This is a genomic window from Pseudomonas sp. LAIL14HWK12:I10, assembly GCF_900184205.1.
Classification (GTDB): Bacteria; Pseudomonadota; Gammaproteobacteria; order Pseudomonadales; family Pseudomonadaceae; genus Aquipseudomonas; species Aquipseudomonas kermanshahensis.
On the sequence record NZ_FXWU01000002.1, the window covers coordinates 508392 to 523312 of the forward strand.

Annotated in this window: 13 protein-coding genes; 4 read left to right on the forward strand and 9 right to left on the reverse strand. The window is 59.7% G+C overall.

Annotated elements, in window-relative coordinates:
- Positions 1 to 37 precede the first annotated feature (37 nt).
- From QOS90_RS06260 to dsbD, 8 genes are all read right to left on the reverse strand, one after another.
- The gene (locus QOS90_RS06260) at positions 38 to 739 is read right to left on the reverse strand and encodes an ATP-binding cassette domain-containing protein (RefSeq protein ID WP_027592912.1); all 702 of its coding nucleotides are present in this window, start codon (positions 737 to 739) and stop codon (positions 38 to 40) included.
- A complete protein-coding gene (locus QOS90_RS06265) occupies positions 740 to 1495 on the reverse strand; it encodes an ABC transporter permease (protein WP_027592911.1) in 756 nt (251 codons plus the stop codon).
- Positions 1492 to 2694, reverse strand: coding sequence for a YcaO-like family protein (locus tag QOS90_RS06270; RefSeq protein ID WP_085272549.1), 1203 nt, complete (start codon positions 2692 to 2694; stop codon positions 1492 to 1494). Before QOS90_RS06270 ends, QOS90_RS06265 begins: the two co-directional genes overlap by 4 nt.
- A gap of 3 nt (positions 2695 to 2697) precedes the next feature.
- Complete coding sequence (locus QOS90_RS06275; protein ID WP_033693988.1) at positions 2698 to 3489, reverse strand: nitroreductase family protein; 792 nt, start codon at positions 3487 to 3489, stop codon at positions 2698 to 2700.
- Positions 3486 to 4352 carry an McbB family protein gene (locus QOS90_RS06280; protein ID WP_085272550.1) on the reverse strand — a complete coding sequence of 289 codons (867 nt, stop codon included), beginning with the start codon at positions 4350 to 4352 and terminating at the stop codon, positions 3486 to 3488. Before QOS90_RS06280 ends, QOS90_RS06275 begins: the two co-directional genes overlap by 4 nt.
- Before the next feature lie 1147 nt (positions 4353 to 5499).
- Positions 5500 to 6261, reverse strand: coding sequence for a thiol:disulfide interchange protein DsbG (gene dsbG, locus QOS90_RS06285; RefSeq protein ID WP_027592907.1), 762 nt, complete (start codon positions 6259 to 6261; stop codon positions 5500 to 5502).
- 1 nt (position 6262) lies between these two features.
- Positions 6263 to 7099: a TlpA family protein disulfide reductase gene (locus QOS90_RS06290; protein ID WP_027592906.1), complete on the reverse strand. Its 837-nt coding sequence runs from the start codon at positions 7097 to 7099 to the stop codon at positions 6263 to 6265.
- Positions 7099 to 8811, reverse strand: coding sequence for a protein-disulfide reductase DsbD (dsbD, locus tag QOS90_RS06295; protein ID WP_027592905.1), 1713 nt, complete (start codon positions 8809 to 8811; stop codon positions 7099 to 7101). Before dsbD ends, QOS90_RS06290 begins: the two co-directional genes overlap by 1 nt.
- 165 nt (positions 8812 to 8976) lie before the next feature.
- Here dsbD and QOS90_RS06300 point away from each other — a divergent pair, with 165 nt between their 5' ends.
- The 3 genes from QOS90_RS06300 (at position 8977) to QOS90_RS06310 (ending at position 12535) form a co-directional block, all read left to right on the forward strand.
- Positions 8977 to 9660 (forward strand): response regulator, encoded by a 684-nt coding sequence (locus QOS90_RS06300; RefSeq protein ID WP_027592904.1) that lies wholly within the window; start codon positions 8977 to 8979, stop codon positions 9658 to 9660.
- Positions 9657 to 10979 carry an ATP-binding protein gene (locus QOS90_RS06305; protein WP_085272551.1) on the forward strand — a complete coding sequence of 441 codons (1323 nt, stop codon included), beginning with the start codon at positions 9657 to 9659 and terminating at the stop codon, positions 10977 to 10979. Before QOS90_RS06300 ends, QOS90_RS06305 begins: the two co-directional genes overlap by 4 nt.
- Positions 10980 to 11143: 164 nt before the next feature.
- Positions 11144 to 12535 carry an aspartate aminotransferase family protein gene (locus QOS90_RS06310; RefSeq protein ID WP_085272552.1) on the forward strand — a complete coding sequence of 464 codons (1392 nt, stop codon included), beginning with the start codon at positions 11144 to 11146 and terminating at the stop codon, positions 12533 to 12535.
- A gap of 160 nt (positions 12536 to 12695) precedes the next feature.
- On the opposite strand, the gene QOS90_RS06315 is transcribed toward QOS90_RS06310, so the two are convergent.
- Positions 12696 to 13817, reverse strand: coding sequence for a cupin-like domain-containing protein (locus QOS90_RS06315; RefSeq protein WP_085272553.1), 1122 nt, complete (start codon positions 13815 to 13817; stop codon positions 12696 to 12698).
- Between the two features lie 140 nt (positions 13818 to 13957).
- On the opposite strand from QOS90_RS06315, the gene QOS90_RS06320 reads away from it, so the two are divergent.
- A complete protein-coding gene (locus tag QOS90_RS06320; RefSeq protein WP_085272554.1) occupies positions 13958 to 14920 on the forward strand; it encodes an alpha/beta hydrolase in 963 nt (320 codons plus the stop codon).
- The last annotated feature ends 1 nt before the right edge of the window (position 14921 follow it).

The following is a 14921-nucleotide window of genomic DNA, read 5'->3' on the forward strand; positions in this document are numbered from 1 at the left end:
GGGCATGCCAAGTCTCCCCACCCAGCAACCTCAGCTACTACATCGCGGCATTGATAAACGCCTCATCGAGCGTGGCTGCGTTGTGGCGATTCAAAAATTGATCGCCATTGTCGAAGGCTTCGAGCCGGTGATGGGCAAGCATGTAAAAACGGTGGCAGTTCTCTGAGATTTCTTGAGTGTAGTGTGAGGAAACCAGCACACTTGCGCCTTCCTCGCAGGCGTGCTTGATGCCGAGCCAAATATAATGTCGGAACTCAGGGTCCACCCCTGCAGTGGGCTCGTCGAGGATGATCAAGTCACTGCCCATCAGCAGAAGCGTCAGCGTGAAAAAACTGCGAATCTCACCATAGCTGCACGTGGCGGCTTTCTTTTCCGATATATCCGCATAGCGTTTGGACAATGAGGGTGACCAGTGGGCTAGGCGGGAAAAAACTTCGCGCTGGCTGAGCGCATGGTTTGAATTTAGGCAACTGATGATGCTGAAAATCTCACGCATACGAAGTAAAGGAGGTGGTGTCAGGATCTGCGTCAAGTAAACTTGGCGCTCGGCGCGGTTGATAATCGTCCCGTGGCTGGGTTTTCTCATTTTACAGATCAGATCAAATAGTGTTGTTTTTCCGGCACCATTAATGCCGAGGACGCCAACGAGTTCGCCTTTTTTTACCGTGAGTGATAAGTTCTCCATGAGTGTCTTGCGGTTGTGTTGGTATTTTAAGTTATCGATAGATAATAGGTTCATTTAATATCTGCTCCAGACAGGCTGGGTTCTGAAGAATCTTCCCGTGAGGTAGATGCCAAGCGTTGAGGCGCTAAACGCTGAGAGAAAACTGATAGGCAGTGAGACGTCGCCCAGGAAGATTTGGGTGCTTAAATACAATGGGCTGAGCAGTGTCACTGCGTGAGGAGTGCTGTGTTGAGCTGCACCTAAATAGCCGGAAAGCAGCATGAGAAATGACATGAGCGAGAATAGGGTGCTGGCAGTGCTGAATTTAATCGGCAGTGCAATGATCACCAGGCCAATGCAGGTAAATATAAGATAGCTGGTATAGAAACATGCTGTAAGGTAAAAGAACTCGTTGGCCGAATAAGGACCGTGCAAGGGTTTGGCGACGATGTAGAAAAGCGAGGAGTAGACGAAGCTGAGTAATGAATAGCTTAGGGTGTGTGAGGCGAGGAAGAGCCTGATTGCGTTCCGTTGATAAATAAAGGATCGGAGAAACCCACTTTCCCTTCTTCCTATTAAGTAAAAACTGAATCCAAAAAAGGCGACGCTTGCAGAAATATATGAGTAAAACCACGCGGCTGAGGCTAGGAAGTTTTCTTCTAAAGGGGGGAGTGCTCGGTTGTTTTGGGTTGCGAAGATGAACATCACCGATGGTGCAATAGCTGTCCATAGAAGTGCAGTGGGTTCTCTCAGGTTTTCGAGGGTGAGGGTTTTTGTAAGCTTAAATATACTTGCCGCAGTGGAAGTAATGTGCTGGACTGAGTGGGTCATGGGAAGGGTACCATTTCTGTTAGACGATTTTTAATAATTTGATCAAGGAAGGGGGCGGAGTAGGTGTTCTCAAGATTGAAGTTGCTGGCATTGTTCATGTGGAGGAATAGTTTGGGTGAAAGGTACTTGCAAAAGTAGAGGGTCGGCCCTTTTGTTGGTAGGGAGGCTAAATAAAAATAGCCATTGATTTCGAGGCGGCGTACAGCAGGGAGCAAGCTGCTAAGGCTCAGTGTGTCGGGTTGTATTTTGTGATGTTGGAGAGCTGCCAGTTTGGTGGGGGAAGAGGTCTTGCCAAATGTCTCATATCGATTGCACTCTAGAAAGTGCTTGATGTAAGGGTCTAAGGTTTCAGTCTTGCCGATGTTTGCCTGGTCGAATGACAGCATGAAGCGAAAGGTCTGCCATAATTCAACAATCGACTTGTCGAGTGCTTTGTCTAGCGATTCCGCATACGCCATGCCAGCGCAATATTTGACTTTAGCGTTGTCATTTTGATTTCCGTAAGACAGAAAAATGCAGCTACCGGGGAAGCGCTTATCAGTTAGATCGAGTACGCAGATTTCCCCCGTTTTACACAGCTCCTTAAAAAGCGACAAACAAGAGCGCCCAAGAAGCATGGCGCAGGATTCGTCATGTCCGATTTTCTCAGTGCAGGTGTTGGTTAACCAGAATCGGAGCAGAAACTGGCGTTCCATAGCCTCTTTAAGAGCGCCAAGAAGTGCGCGCTCTACACTAATATGTGCGCTGCAGCCGCAGGTGTCCCTCATGGGGTAAAAGTGATTGTCGATGGGATTTAGGCACGCTGATATTGAGATGCATGCGGTCGGTACTTTGCAGCGTGTAAAGTCAACGATCCTATAAACATTTGTACGATCAAAGACATGTAAAGCCAAGTCCGCCCTCGTTCGGTGGTTTTTTGTCTGGGAGAATGCTTTGATAAAATCGTCGTATTCTTGAGATGTCAATCCGTCATCGAGCGTACCAGTGTAATGCACCGGTACGTCCAAATAGAAATGCTTGCGTTCGAAATGCTCACCTAAGGCGCTTGATGCTATGTCAGTGGTCCAGCCGCTGCTGGAGCCGAATGTTTGCCAGCGGCTACCGCATTCGATGCTGTGCGGGAAGTGGAGGGTCGCGCTGGGTCGGAGTAATTTAAAATCAGCAAAGGTAGGGTTGTGGATCTCGTTATACGTATTCATGGGTCAACCAATTAGTTGGATGCATGCAGGTAAAAAGAGGGTGGGATTTAAGTTTAAGTACTTTGATACTTGATGGTCGGTGAAGCCTGACCAAGGCCTACTGCCAAGCTTCAGCTCCTTACAACGCAGATCTGTGAGCATGTACATTGAACCCACCTCCATGAGCGCTAAGCGATACCCTCTGTAGCGATACTTGAACAGCGCCTTGGGTAAGTAAATGAAGTAAATCAGCGCCAGCGAGGGCGAGCCTATGTCGGCAGTCATCGGTAGAATTGCACGCGCGAGTGGCTTTGAATTGAGGTCGGGTGTATGCACTTCAAAGGATCTTGATGAGGGAAGTAAGTGCAGTGCGCTCTGCTCGGATGGCCATTGTTGAATGGTGTTAGTTAATTTAATGCAAAAAACCTCAACAGGGTAAAGTGCTCCGCCACTTGGGTAGCCTCGCTTACCCGTGGTACTGTCCTTTTCAAGTAAGGGGGCAAGGAGTGCTCGGACAGTGTCAAAGTGGAGTGGACGTTCATTAAATCGTTCGCAGGAGCTGTTTCTCTGCAGGGGGTGGGGCGAGGGGAGTCCTGTAAGTTCGATATTTCCTTGTCCGTTTTCGCAGGCGAGGATATTGAGTTGAAGTTCATTGCCGGTCAGTTTTCCGAGCGCGCTGGGTGGTAGTTGATGGAGGGTGCTCAAGTGGTGGGTGGTCTTGTGAATTACGTAATTGCCTTTGGCGTGGAATGCTAAGGTTTCATCCAGTACGCTGGGGGAGGTGTATTTCAGGTAGTGATCGTGGCTAATGCTCATGGTTTGTCTCCTAGGCATTGGCAGAGTGGCCAGTGAATGCTGCAGTCCTCAGTGTATGTGCCGTTGTCCAAGTTAAGGGTTCTTGAGAGTAATGTTTGATCTTGCGTGATCTTGGATTTAGGGGCCTGCGTCAGTTTGTTTGCGAAGGAAATGATGGCTCCGAGAATTAAGGTGTTTTGAAACTCGTCAGTCTCTGTTCTGGGAAGGTCAAGGTTGTTAGCGCAACAGAACGTCCAAATCTTGCTCCAGTAGTGCTGGCTGGTCCTGTTTGACTCGTAATGAGCGATGCGGTCGAGCGTACAGTAGGCGCAAGGATTCCCAATCGCTGGTATGTGAGGCTCGGTCAAGTGGAAATGATTTCCACTGACAAAGCCAACGCTAATTGCGCATTCTGGATTCTGTTTTAGTAGTTCGGTATAGGTGTTTCTAAGCGATTGAGGGCAAAGTTTTAAACAGGCGAGCACGTATAAGGTGGGTGAGTCCGAATGAGGTAGGTCGTTGGTTGGGAGATCTTTGAATTGTATATTTCTTTCGTTTGTTTTCTCCAGGTGGAGCTTCAGGTTATCTGATATGTTTAGGTCGTGATATATTATTGTGTTTTTAATGTGGGGTGTTTCTGCTTTTTCGCTAATAATTAGTAGCGATTTCAGGAATTGAATGGCGGTGTCGGGATGAAGGTTTTCATCGCGAAGTAGTTGTTGTAATGCGTCGTAGTGAATGTATTTTGATCGAATTTTTTCGATACGTTTCAGCGCATTTGTAATGTTAGGTTCAGTGATTTTCGTAAAGCCCGTGGCAGAGAAGACCATAGGCTCAGTGTCAAAGTTGAGGATTTCGTAGTTGTAAATTCTCAGCGTATTCATAGTTGTCGCCTGGGCAGGGGCGGGCGCTCTCGATAAATCATCAAGAGCGCCGCCTTTTAGTTAGTGGCTAGCGTTCTCGCTATTGTCTGCCGCGTTGCCGCCGCTACCTCCTGAACCACCGCTGCCACCACTACATCCACCGCCACCTCCACAACCGCCACTACCGCCACACCCGCCGGCACCCCCTGAACCACCGAAAAATGTCGCTTCCATTTCGCAGTTTGCATCAGGAGCTAGTTCCAACAGGTTGATGCCGTATTGAATTTCCATTGATATATCCTCGATTGTTTTTGTTGTCGCCCCGATTGCCAGGGCACTTAGAGGATTAGATTTGGATTTGCATAATGTCAATGGTTTGTGGGTTTTAGGGTCGCAGGCGCTGTTGCCTGCTTTGTTTGCCAGAATAGCTTTGTGTAAGAGTGTTCTTTAAGGATATTCCTGCAAAGGGTTAGCGTTGCAGTTATTTGGTTTTCGTTTCTCGAATCATAGTCGGAATTTTCTGATTCCTGTGTCTGATGGTTCTGATCGCAATAAGGATGTTTCCTAGATTGGTTTGATTTTTATATTTTGGCACTGGTGTTGCTGGCTCTGTGTTCAGTTGCAAATGAGTAAGTTGTAGTGTTTCATTATATTTCCATGTGGCTGTTTTCAACTATGCAAGCTGACGTACGAAAGAGAAGTAGTACTAAAGTCGAAAGGGCTTATGTGCATGAAGTAGGTAGGGGTAATGCTCTTCGATCATGGCGGGCACGGCGCCGGAACTGGCGGTGTATGTGGAGGGGTTGCAGGGGCGTGTGCTGGATGACGACAAGGTCGACCGGCTGAGTGACCTGATGGCGGAGCTTGAGGGGCTGTAGGGTTAGGGTTTCGCCTTGGGTTTTGCGGGGCGGCGGACATCGAGCGCCGCCCGCGCGGCGCTTCGCAGCACAAGGCTGCTCCTACAGTTGTTTCGGGCCAGTTTCGCCTGTGCCTTCCGCGCGCGACCGCCTTGTTGATTCGACTCTATATTGAGGCGGGCACTAAAGGGGCCGCGCGCATTTGCCCCAGGAATAACTGGCCCGAAACAAATGTGGGAGCGGGCTTGCCCCGCGAAGCGCCGCGCGGGCGGCGCTCGATTTCTGCCCCACTGCAAAACTCAACACATGCGCTAGCGCTTACCCAAAATCTTCCCAAGCACCTCCGGCCGCGGCGCCCCTTGTTGGCTCTGCAAGTTACCCTGCTCATCCTGGTAGAAAATCGCCGGGGTCGCCTGCAGCCCCATTTCTTCCATCAACGCCATGTTCGCCGCCAGCTTCTGCTGCACGGCCTCTGGCACCTTCTCCAGCGGCTTGAGCGTACTGGCCTTGCCGGCCTTCTCGTGCTCTGCCAATGCTTTGGCCGGGTCTTTTGCCGCCAGCAATGCCGCCGACTTGGCGGGGCTGTCTTCGCGAATGATGCCAACCATGATGTGGCGCAGCTGCACCTTGCCCGACTCGACCCACGGCCGCGCCTGTTCCCAGAACATGTTGCAGTACGGGCAGTTGGGGTCGCTGAACAGGTACACCTTGCGCGGGGCGTCGGCCTTGCCGTCGGCGATCCAGGCGGTTTTCTCCATCTTCGCCCAGATTTCCTTGCTCATCGGCCCATACACCAGCTTGTCCAGCGGTGCGGCGCTGAGGTCTTGGCCTTGTTCGTCGAACAGGCTGCCGACCAGTACATGCTTGCCATCAGGCGTCAGGTACAGGGCGATGCCGTTGTTCTGGTATTCGGCGGCGTAGCCGCGCAGGCCGTCGGGGGCGTCGAAGCTGCCCTTGATCACGGCGCCCTTGGTTTGCAGTTGCTGGATCGCCTTGGGCAGTGCGTCTTCGGCGTGCAAGGGCGGGGCGGCCAGCAGGGCCAGGGACAGGGGCAGCAGTGCAGTCAATCGCATGTCAGTTTCCTTGTGCGGCAGGGGTGGGCGCGGTGGCCCGGTCGAAAGGTTCCAAGGCATGGCGCAGGCTGGCCCGGGACAGCTCGCCAAGGTGGCTGCCGATCAGCCGCCCATCACTGTCGTAGAACAGCGTGGTGGGCAGGGCCATCGAGCCGACGCGCTGGGCCAGTTGCCCGGCGCCGTCGAACAGCACGTGGGTCAGGCTCAAGCCAGTGGTGGCGAGGAAGGTGCTGACATTCTCAGGCGTCTCGCCCTGGTTGACGAACAGGAAGGTTACGTGGGGATAGTCACCCTGGGCTTGTTGCAGCACGGGCATTTCACGGCGGCAAGGTGGGCACCAGGTGGCCCAGATGTTGATGACCAGTGGCTTGCCGCGGTAGCTGTGCAACGCCACGGGCTGCCCGCCAGCGTTGCGCAGGCTCAACTCAGGCAGCTCGGTGCCTTTGCTGTACAGGTGGCTGCCCAGGCTGCTCAGGCCCCAGAACAGCGCGCCGCTGAACAATGCCCAGCCCAGCGGGCGACGCAGGCCTGGTTGACGCCAGCCTTGCCATAGCGCGGCCAGCACGATGCCGGCAAGGCCAGACCAGAACAGGAAGCCGCCGTCGCGGATGTCGATGACTTGCACCAGGTCATCCTGGTACATCGGCCAGTAAGCCACGACGAAGCCCAGCCGCGCGCACAGCACCCCTATCAGAAACAGGTTGAACAGGGCCGACTCCGGGCTTTCGCCACCGCGTCGGGCGACCCACCAGCCGACCACGCTGGCGATCACCAGGGCGGTGAGCATCAGCAGGTGGTTGAGGGCCATGGTCAGTGGCCCGAGGGTTACGGTCAGCATCAGCCTTGGCTCCTGGTCTGGGTCCAGTGTTGCAGGAACGCGGCGGCATCCACTTCACCGGTGATGCGCCGCGCGCGGCGTTCGTCGCCTTCCGGGCCGACCCAGATGATGCTGGGCGGGCCGGGTACCTGGTAGCGTTGCAACAATGCCTTGCTCGCCGGGGTATCGGCGGTCACGTCGAGGCGCAGCAGGTGCACGCCGGCCAGGCTGGCTTGCACGTCGGCGCGGGTGAAGACGTTTTTTTCCATGACCTTGCACGACACGCACCAGTCGGCATAGTAGTCGACCATCACCCACTGGCCACGGGCTTTGGCAGCCGCAAGCTCGCGTTGCAGGTCCTCGGGGCGGTTGACGGTGACGAAGGCATCCTCGGCGTGCTGCCCGGCCGCAGGCGCGGCACCCCCCGCGAACGGTCGCAGGGGTTGCCAGAGGTCATCCCCCCCGGCGGCCGCGCCGACCAGCAACAGGGCACCCCAGAGCGCGCCCAGCAACGGCACCGCGCGCAGTGCCGGCAACCGCTGCAGGGCCGGCCACGCGGCCCAGGCGAGGGCGATCAGCCAGGCGCCGCTCAGGGCCAGCAGCAGGCTGTCTGGCAGCAGGCTGCGCACGGTATACAGGGCCATGGCCAGGAACACGAAGCCGAACACGCCCTTGATCCGATTCATCCACGCGCCGGGGCGTGGCAGGTAGCGATTGCCCAGGGTCACCAGCAACAGCAGCGGCACGCCCATGCCCAGGCCCAGGCTGAACAGCACCAGCGCACCCTGCAGCACGTCACCGCTCTGGGCGATATACAGCAGCGCGCCAGCCAGCGGTGCGGTCATGCACGGGCCGAGCAGCAAGCCGGAAAGCGCCCCGAGCAACGCCGCGCCGTACAGGTTGCCGCCACGGGTGCCTTGGCCGGCGCGGTCGAGGCGATCGCGCAAGGCAGCGGGCAACTGCAGCTCGAAAGCGCCGAACATCGGCAGCGCCAGCAACACGAACAGTACCGCCAGGCTGCCCAGCAGCCAGGGTTGCTGCAACCAGGCCTGCAGGCTGGCGCCGAGCAGCGCGGCCACCACCCCCAGGGCGGCGTACACCAACGCCATGCTCAGCACGTAGACCCCGGCCAGCAGCCAGCCGCGCCGGGCGCTGGCGCCATTGCCCAGCACCAGCCCGGCAAGGATCGGCAGCATCGGCAGCGAGCAGGGTGTAAAGGCCAGCAGCAAGCCGAGGCCAAAGAAGGCCAGCAGGCCCCAGGCCAGGTTGCCCTGTTGCAGGTTGCTGGCCAGGGCCTGGTCGCTGGCCTGATCGGCGGCGGGGGCCACGCTGCCGCCCAGGTCGATGGCGGTGGTCTGCGGCGGGTAGCATAGGCCGGCGTCGGCACAGCCTTGCCAGCCCAGGCGCAGTTGGCCTTGCGCACTGGCCGGGATCAGCAGTTCGAGCTGGTCGCGGTACACCGCGCTGTCGCCGAAAAATTCGTCATGGTGGTTGAGCGCGGGGGGCAGCTGTGGCTGCTGCTCGGGGCTCAGCCCGTCGAACTTCAGCCGCTTCTGGTACAGGTAGTAGCCTTGCTTGATCTGGAAGAACAGGCGCATCTGGCCGTCGGGTTGGCGGTCGTGGCTCAGGACAAAGGCCTGGTCGACCGGCAGGAAGTCGGATTTGACCTCGAACGGGTTGGCTTGCAGGGGGCCGGCCAGCAGGAGGGCCAGGAACAGAAAGAGGGCGCGCATGTCTTCGCCTTGGCTATACGATGAAGTGGGCCATGCTGGCCTGGGTCGATTAACCCAAGGTTAACCCGGTCCTACATCCCCCCTAAACGCACGCTCAAGGTCCATAATCCCCACTTAATCCACCCGTGGTGCAGTATCTGCCTCACTTACCCCGGAGCCCCCACCATGCACGTTCTGCTCTGCGAGGACGATGACCTGATCGCCAGCGGCATCTGCGCCGGCCTCACCGCCCAGGGCCTGACCGTGGACCGGGTAGCCAATGCTGCAGGTGCGCGGGCGATGCTCCAGGCCGCGCAGTTCGATGTGATGATCCTCGACCTCGGCCTGCCCGACGAAGATGGCCTGAAGCTGTTGCGGCGCTTGCGTCAGCAGGGCGAGACCCTGCCTGTGCTGGTGCTCACCGCCCGCGATGCGGTCACCGACCGGGTCGATGGCTTGCAAGCCGGTGCCGACGACTACCTGCTCAAGCCGTTCGACCTGCGCGAGCTGGCAGCGCGCCTGCACACCCTGCTGCGCCGGGTGGCCGGGCGCGCGGTGAATGTCATCGAGCATGGGCCGCTGCGTTACGACCCTAGCAGCTGCGAAGCCTTCCTGGCCGGGCAGCCGGTCGATCTGTCCCGTCGTGAGCAGGCGCTGCTCCAGGCATTGCTGCAGAACCCTGGGCGGGTGCTGTCCAGCGAGCAGTTGAAGGACTGCGTGTACGGCTTCAGCGACGAGGTCGAAAGCAACGCCCTCAACGTGCATATCCACCACCTGCGCCGCAAGCTTGGCAACGGTATCGTCGAGACCGTTCGCGGCCTGGGCTACCGGCTTGGCCCGGCGCAAGCACCGGAAGAGGCTGCTTCATGAGCCTGCGGGTACGCCTGAGCCTGATCCTGGGCAGCGCCTTCGTGATTATCTGGGTACTGGCTGCCGCGTGGATGCTGCGCGACTTGCGCCAGCAGATGATGTTCTCCCTCGACCAGCGCCTCGTGGCTTCGGCACGCATGGTGGCCGGGTTGATCGACCAGTTGCCGCAGCCGCTGGCGGCCAAGGGCGAGGACGCGCATTTTTCCGCCGACCAGTTCAGCGTGCCGGATGGCATGGCGTGCCAGGTAAGCTCGCTGCGCGGCGAGATCCTGGCCAGCAACCACAAGCATGATGGCGCCATGGATGACCAGCGCAGCGGCTTCCGTGACCAGACCATCGACGGGGCGTTGTGGCGTACGTTCACCTATAACCACGGCGATGTGCGCATCACCACCGCCGACCGCCACATGGAGCGCGAGGCCCTCAACCAGTCGATCCTGCTGGCCGCCTCGGCGCCGGTGCTGATGGCATTGCTCGGCAGCCTCGGCCTGTTGTGGATCGGCTTGGGCAAGGGGCTGGAGCCGCTCAACCGGATGCGCGACGCCTTGCGTCGAAGGCGCGCCGACAGCGTCGAACCCCTGCAGGTGGCGGGCCTGCCCAGCGAGCTGCAGCCGCTGTTGGACACGCAGAACCAGTTGTTCCTGCGGATCGCCCAAACCATCGAGCGCGAACGGCGCCTGACCGATGACGCCGCCCACGAGCTGCGCAGCCCGCTGACGGCGATCAAGACTCACCTGCAGGTGGCGCGGATGACCGACGGCGCGGTGCGTGAGCAGGCACTGGAGCATGCCGAGCAAGGTACCGACCGCATGCACCGCACGCTTGAGCAACTGCTGATGCTGGCGCGTGTGGAAGGCAGCCTGTCGTTCGAGGATGGCGTGCAGTGCAGCGCCGATCAGGTCGCCCGCCAGGCGGTGCAGGATGCCGGCGGTGGCGATAACCGTCGCATCGTATTGCGTCTGCCCGAGGAGGCCACGCAAATCTACCTGGGCATGCCCGCGCCGCTGGCAGTTGCGGCCTTGCGCAACCTGCTGGACAACGCCCTGCGCCATGGTGGCGAAAGCGCGGTGGAGCTGGAGGTGCAGATGACTGACGGCCAGGTGGGGTTCATGGTGCGCGACCACGGGCCCGGCATTGCCGAAGCGGACCTGCAGCACCTGACCGAGCGTTTCTGGCGCAACGGCCAGAGTGGCGGGTGTGGCTTGGGCTTGGCGATCGTCCAGGCAATCGTCCAGCGCTGTGCCGGCAGCCTGCGTTTCGACAGCCGTAGCGATGGCTTGCGGGTGCTGTTGCAGGTACCGGCGCGTTCGGGGCGTTGATCTGCTGGCCTGGGCCGGCCTATTGGCCGGCCCAGGCTGTAAAAATCCCACAACAACCGCTAAATCCTCCTTGCGCTGAAGCGTTCTCCAAGCGACAACTACCCGCACACATCTGCTTACAGGGGCGTGGCGGGGCACTTTCGCTTGCTTGCGAGGATCTACCCATGTCGACCGCTTCCAGCTTTGCCCAGGTCTTGCCGGCCAGTGCGCCGCAACCCCTGTATGCGTTCACCGATTCGCCCTTGCTGCAACGCCAGCAGCAACAGGAATCCAACGCCCGCAGCTACCCGCGGCGCATCCCGTTGGCGCTCAAGCGCGCCCGTGGCATCCATGTCGAAGATGTCGAAGGCCGTCAGTTCATCGACTGCCTGGCCGGTGCCGGCACCTTGGCCCTGGGCCATAACCACCCGGTGGTGATCGAGGCGATCCAGCGTGTACTGGCCGACGAACTGCCGCTGCACACCCTCGACCTGACCACGCCGGTCAAGGACCGCTTTGTTCAGGACCTGTTCGGCGTGCTGCCCGAGGCGCTGCGCCGGGAAGCCAAGGTGCAATTTTGCGGCCCGACCGGGACCGATGCCGTTGAGGCGGCGCTGAAACTGGTGCGCGGCGCCACGGGGCGCAGCACCGTGCTGGCCTTCCAAGGTGCCTACCATGGCATGAGCCAAGGTGCGCTGAGCCTGATGGGCAGCCACGGGCCCAAGCAGCCGTTGGGTGCCTTGTTGGGCAACGGTGTGCAGTTCATGCCGTACCCGTACGACTACCGTTGCCCGTTCGGCCTGGGTGGCGAAGCGGGGGTGAAGGCTAACCTGCATTACCTGGAAAACCTGCTGCTCGACCCAGAAAGCGGTGTGCCGCTGCCGGCGGCAGTGATCCTTGAAGTGGTGCAGGGCGAGGGCGGGGTGATCCCGGCCGATATCGAGTGGCTCAAGGGCGTGCGGCGGATCACCGAGCAAGCCGGGGTGGCGCTGATCGTCGACGAGATCCAGAGCGGCTTCGCCCGCACCGGGCGCATGTTCGCCTTCGAGCATGCCGGTATCGTGCCGGACGTGGTGACCTTGTCCAAGGCAATTGGCGGCAGCCTGCCGCTGGCAGTGGTGGTGTACCGCGACTGGCTGGACACCTGGAAGCCGGGCGCCCATGCCGGCACCTTCCGTGGTAACCAGATGGCCATGGCCGCAGGTTCCGCAGTGATTAATTATCTGGTCGAAAATCGCCTGGCCGAGCATGCCGAGGCCATGGGCCAGCGCCTGCGCCAGCATTTGCTTCACCTGCAGCGGGATTACCCGCAACTGGGTGATATCCGTGGGCGTGGGCTGATGCTTGGGGTGGAGCTGGTCGACCCGCAAGGTCAGCGCGATGCCCTAGGTCACCCTGTGGCCAACCGTGAGCTTGCGCCGAAGGTGCAGCGTGAGTGCCTCAAGCGTGGCCTGATCCTGGAGCTGGGTGGGCGCCATGGCGCGGTCGTGCGCTTCCTGCCGCCGTTGATCATCAGTGGCGAGCAGATCGACGACGTGGCGCAGCGGTTTGCCGAAGCCCTCAGGGCTGCTGTCTGATCATTTCCGGGGCCGCTCTGCGGCCCAATCGCCGGCAAGCCAGCTCCCACAGGTAACTGCGCAGGCTCAGACCTTTTGAGGGGGGCATGCGGGAGTCCTCTTGCAAGCGGTTTCTCAAGGAACGAGCCGACGCCACTGCAAATTAACCCCGCAGGTGCGGCTACCAGCCGCGCCCGGAATTCACCCAGAAGTTCACCGACAACGACGTGGACACCGACTGCACCTGGTGGAACCAGCCTTCAGGCAGGAACAATAGGTCACCGGCCTGCAGCACCACGCGCAGGAACGGCACGTCACGCGCTGCCGGGAAGCGCTGGTAGTCCGGTGCGTCGGGGTTGAAATCGCAGCCGTCCAGGCCGCCCTTGGGGCTGGTCGACCAGGTGCCCAGTGCCGCACGGTGGTGGGGCGCAGCCAGGATGAACGACTTCTGCCCCCACACCTGCGCGAACAGGTTGTCGGTGTCGTCGCGGTGCAGGGGCGTCAGGGTGCCCTTTGGGCCGATCCAGATGCGTGGCGAGATGAAGCGCTGGCGCTCGAAGTAGTCCGGAAAGCGGATCAGGGTCAGGAGTTTTTCCGGGACGATGTTGTTGCCCATGTAGGCCGGCGTTTCGCCAGGCTTGGCCGGGGTGTCCAGCGAGGCGATGAAATCGGCCATGGAGGTCGAGCGGAAGTCGCGGTCGGTAGAGAAGGTTTTCTTGACGTAGTCACCGTGCCGGGTAATGCCTTGCAGTTCGGCGAAATGCTCAAGTGACGCTTCGCGGCCCATGGTGAACAGTGGCCAGTCCTGCAGGGCATCGCTGAGCACCACCGGTATGCCGTGCGCCAGGTAGTCGCTTTGAAACCGTTGCAGAGGCATGTCTGCCCGGGCAATGCGCTGCACTTCGCGCTGCACCGGCTGCGCGGCCGAGACCCGCTCGCTGAGGCGTGACGGCGTTGGGTAGCGCTGGTTCATCGCCACTTTGGTTGCTGCGGCGCCTTTGCGGGCGTTGTTGATGATTTGCGGCAGCAAGGTGGCCAGGCCCATGTTGCCGGTGATCTTCAGGCGTGCGCTGGCGAACAGCTCCTCGACGTTGGCCGTGCCGCCCATGATGCCGAGGAAGTCGCGCTCGGCCACCTCGATGGTGACATCCGGGGTGCTGTGCCGGCCTGCGCCGGTGCGGCTGGTGTCGCGCACTTCCGACCAGAAGGCACGGTCCTGGCCGAAGACGAACTGGAACACGCCTTCGATGCCGACGGCATGGGCGTTGGCGAACAGTTTGCTGAGGATGCTCTGAAGGTCCACGGTTAGCCTCTGATGGGATTTCGTTGTGCAGGGATAACGAGTGTGTCCGCCATCGATTTAGCGGCGCGTACAGCTAATTTTCGGTGCGCCTTCTACGTCCCGTAGGGACAGCAGTCATATTGTTCAAGCAAGGATCCGACATGGCATTGCACCCTGATTTGGCGGGATTTCTGGAGCTGGTCGAATTTGGCCGGTTGACGGGCAGAAGCCTGCCCATGCACGCGATGGACGTGGCCCAGGCCCGGGCCGAGTTCGAGGGCAGTTCGCAAGTGCTCGACCCAAGCCCGCCCGGCAGCGTGGCGGTGAGCGAGCTGCAGGTCCTGGCGCGCGATGGCGCCAGCCTGCCAGCGCGGCTGTACCGCACGGGTGACGCAGGCGATGCCTTGCAGCCGGTGATCTTCTACCTGCACGGTGGTGGCTATGTGGTAGGCAGCCTCGACTCGCATGACTCGGTGTGCCGCCGCCTGGCAGCCATGGGTGAGTTCGCGGTGCTGGCGCCGGACTACCGATTGGCGCCGGAGCAGCAGTTTCCGGTGGCGCTGCACGATGTGCTGGATGCCGCCAACTGGCTGGCCGAGCAGGCTGTGGCGCTGGGCCTGGACAACCGCCGGGTGGTGGTGGCCGGGGACAGCGTCGGTGCCAGCCTGGCCGCCGTGCTGGCCATCACGGCCGTCGAGCAGCCCGAAGCGCTGGCGTTCAAGCCGCTGGCGCAGTTGCTGTTCTACCCGGTGACAGACATTTCCTGCCAGCGCAACTCTCACCGCGAGCATGCCGAGGGGTACCTGCTGGAAACGCCTACCCTGGAGTGGTTCTACCAGCACTATGCGCCGCAGGCGGAGCAGCGTCTGGACTGGCGTGTGTCGCCCTTGCTGTCGACGGTGCGTGAGCCATTGGCGCCGGCGTACCTGTTCGTGGCCGAGTACGATCCGTTGCATGACGAAGGGCTTGCCTACCGTGACTGGCTGGTGGCGGGGGGTACCGAGGTGACGTTTGCCCGTGTCGAGGGGCTGACCCATGACTTCTTGCGCATGTCCGGGATCGTGGGGCAGGTGGGGGAGATTTATCAGGATGTGGGGGGCTGGCTGCAGAAGGTTGGGGGTTAGT

Bases quoted from the DNA above. Each gene is read 5' to 3' on its own strand.
- QOS90_RS06260 (WP_027592912.1), bottom strand. From the start codon at position 739: ATGAACCTATTATCTATCGATAACTTAAAATACCAACACAACCGCAAG.
- QOS90_RS06265 (WP_027592911.1), bottom strand. From the start codon at position 1,495: ATGACCCACTCAGTCCAGCACATTACTTCCACTGCGGCAAGTATATTT.
- QOS90_RS06270 (WP_085272549.1), bottom strand. From the start codon at position 2,694: ATGAATACGTATAACGAGATCCACAACCCTACCTTTGCTGATTTTAAA.
- QOS90_RS06275 (WP_033693988.1), bottom strand. From the start codon at position 3,489: ATGAGCATTAGCCACGATCACTACCTGAAATACACCTCCCCCAGCGTA.
- QOS90_RS06280 (WP_085272550.1), bottom strand. From the start codon at position 4,352: ATGAATACGCTGAGAATTTACAACTACGAAATCCTCAACTTTGACACT.
- dsbG (WP_027592907.1), bottom strand. From the start codon at position 6,261: ATGCGATTGACTGCACTGCTGCCCCTGTCCCTGGCCCTGCTGGCCGCC.
- QOS90_RS06290 (WP_027592906.1), bottom strand. From the start codon at position 7,099: ATGCTGACCGTAACCCTCGGGCCACTGACCATGGCCCTCAACCACCTG.
- dsbD (WP_027592905.1), bottom strand. From the start codon at position 8,811: ATGCGCGCCCTCTTTCTGTTCCTGGCCCTCCTGCTGGCCGGCCCCCTG.
- QOS90_RS06300 (WP_027592904.1), top strand. From the start codon at position 8,977: ATGCACGTTCTGCTCTGCGAGGACGATGACCTGATCGCCAGCGGCATC.
- QOS90_RS06305 (WP_085272551.1), top strand. From the start codon at position 9,657: ATGAGCCTGCGGGTACGCCTGAGCCTGATCCTGGGCAGCGCCTTCGTG.
- QOS90_RS06310 (WP_085272552.1), top strand. From the start codon at position 11,144: ATGTCGACCGCTTCCAGCTTTGCCCAGGTCTTGCCGGCCAGTGCGCCG.
- QOS90_RS06320 (WP_085272554.1), top strand. From the start codon at position 13,958: ATGGCATTGCACCCTGATTTGGCGGGATTTCTGGAGCTGGTCGAATTT.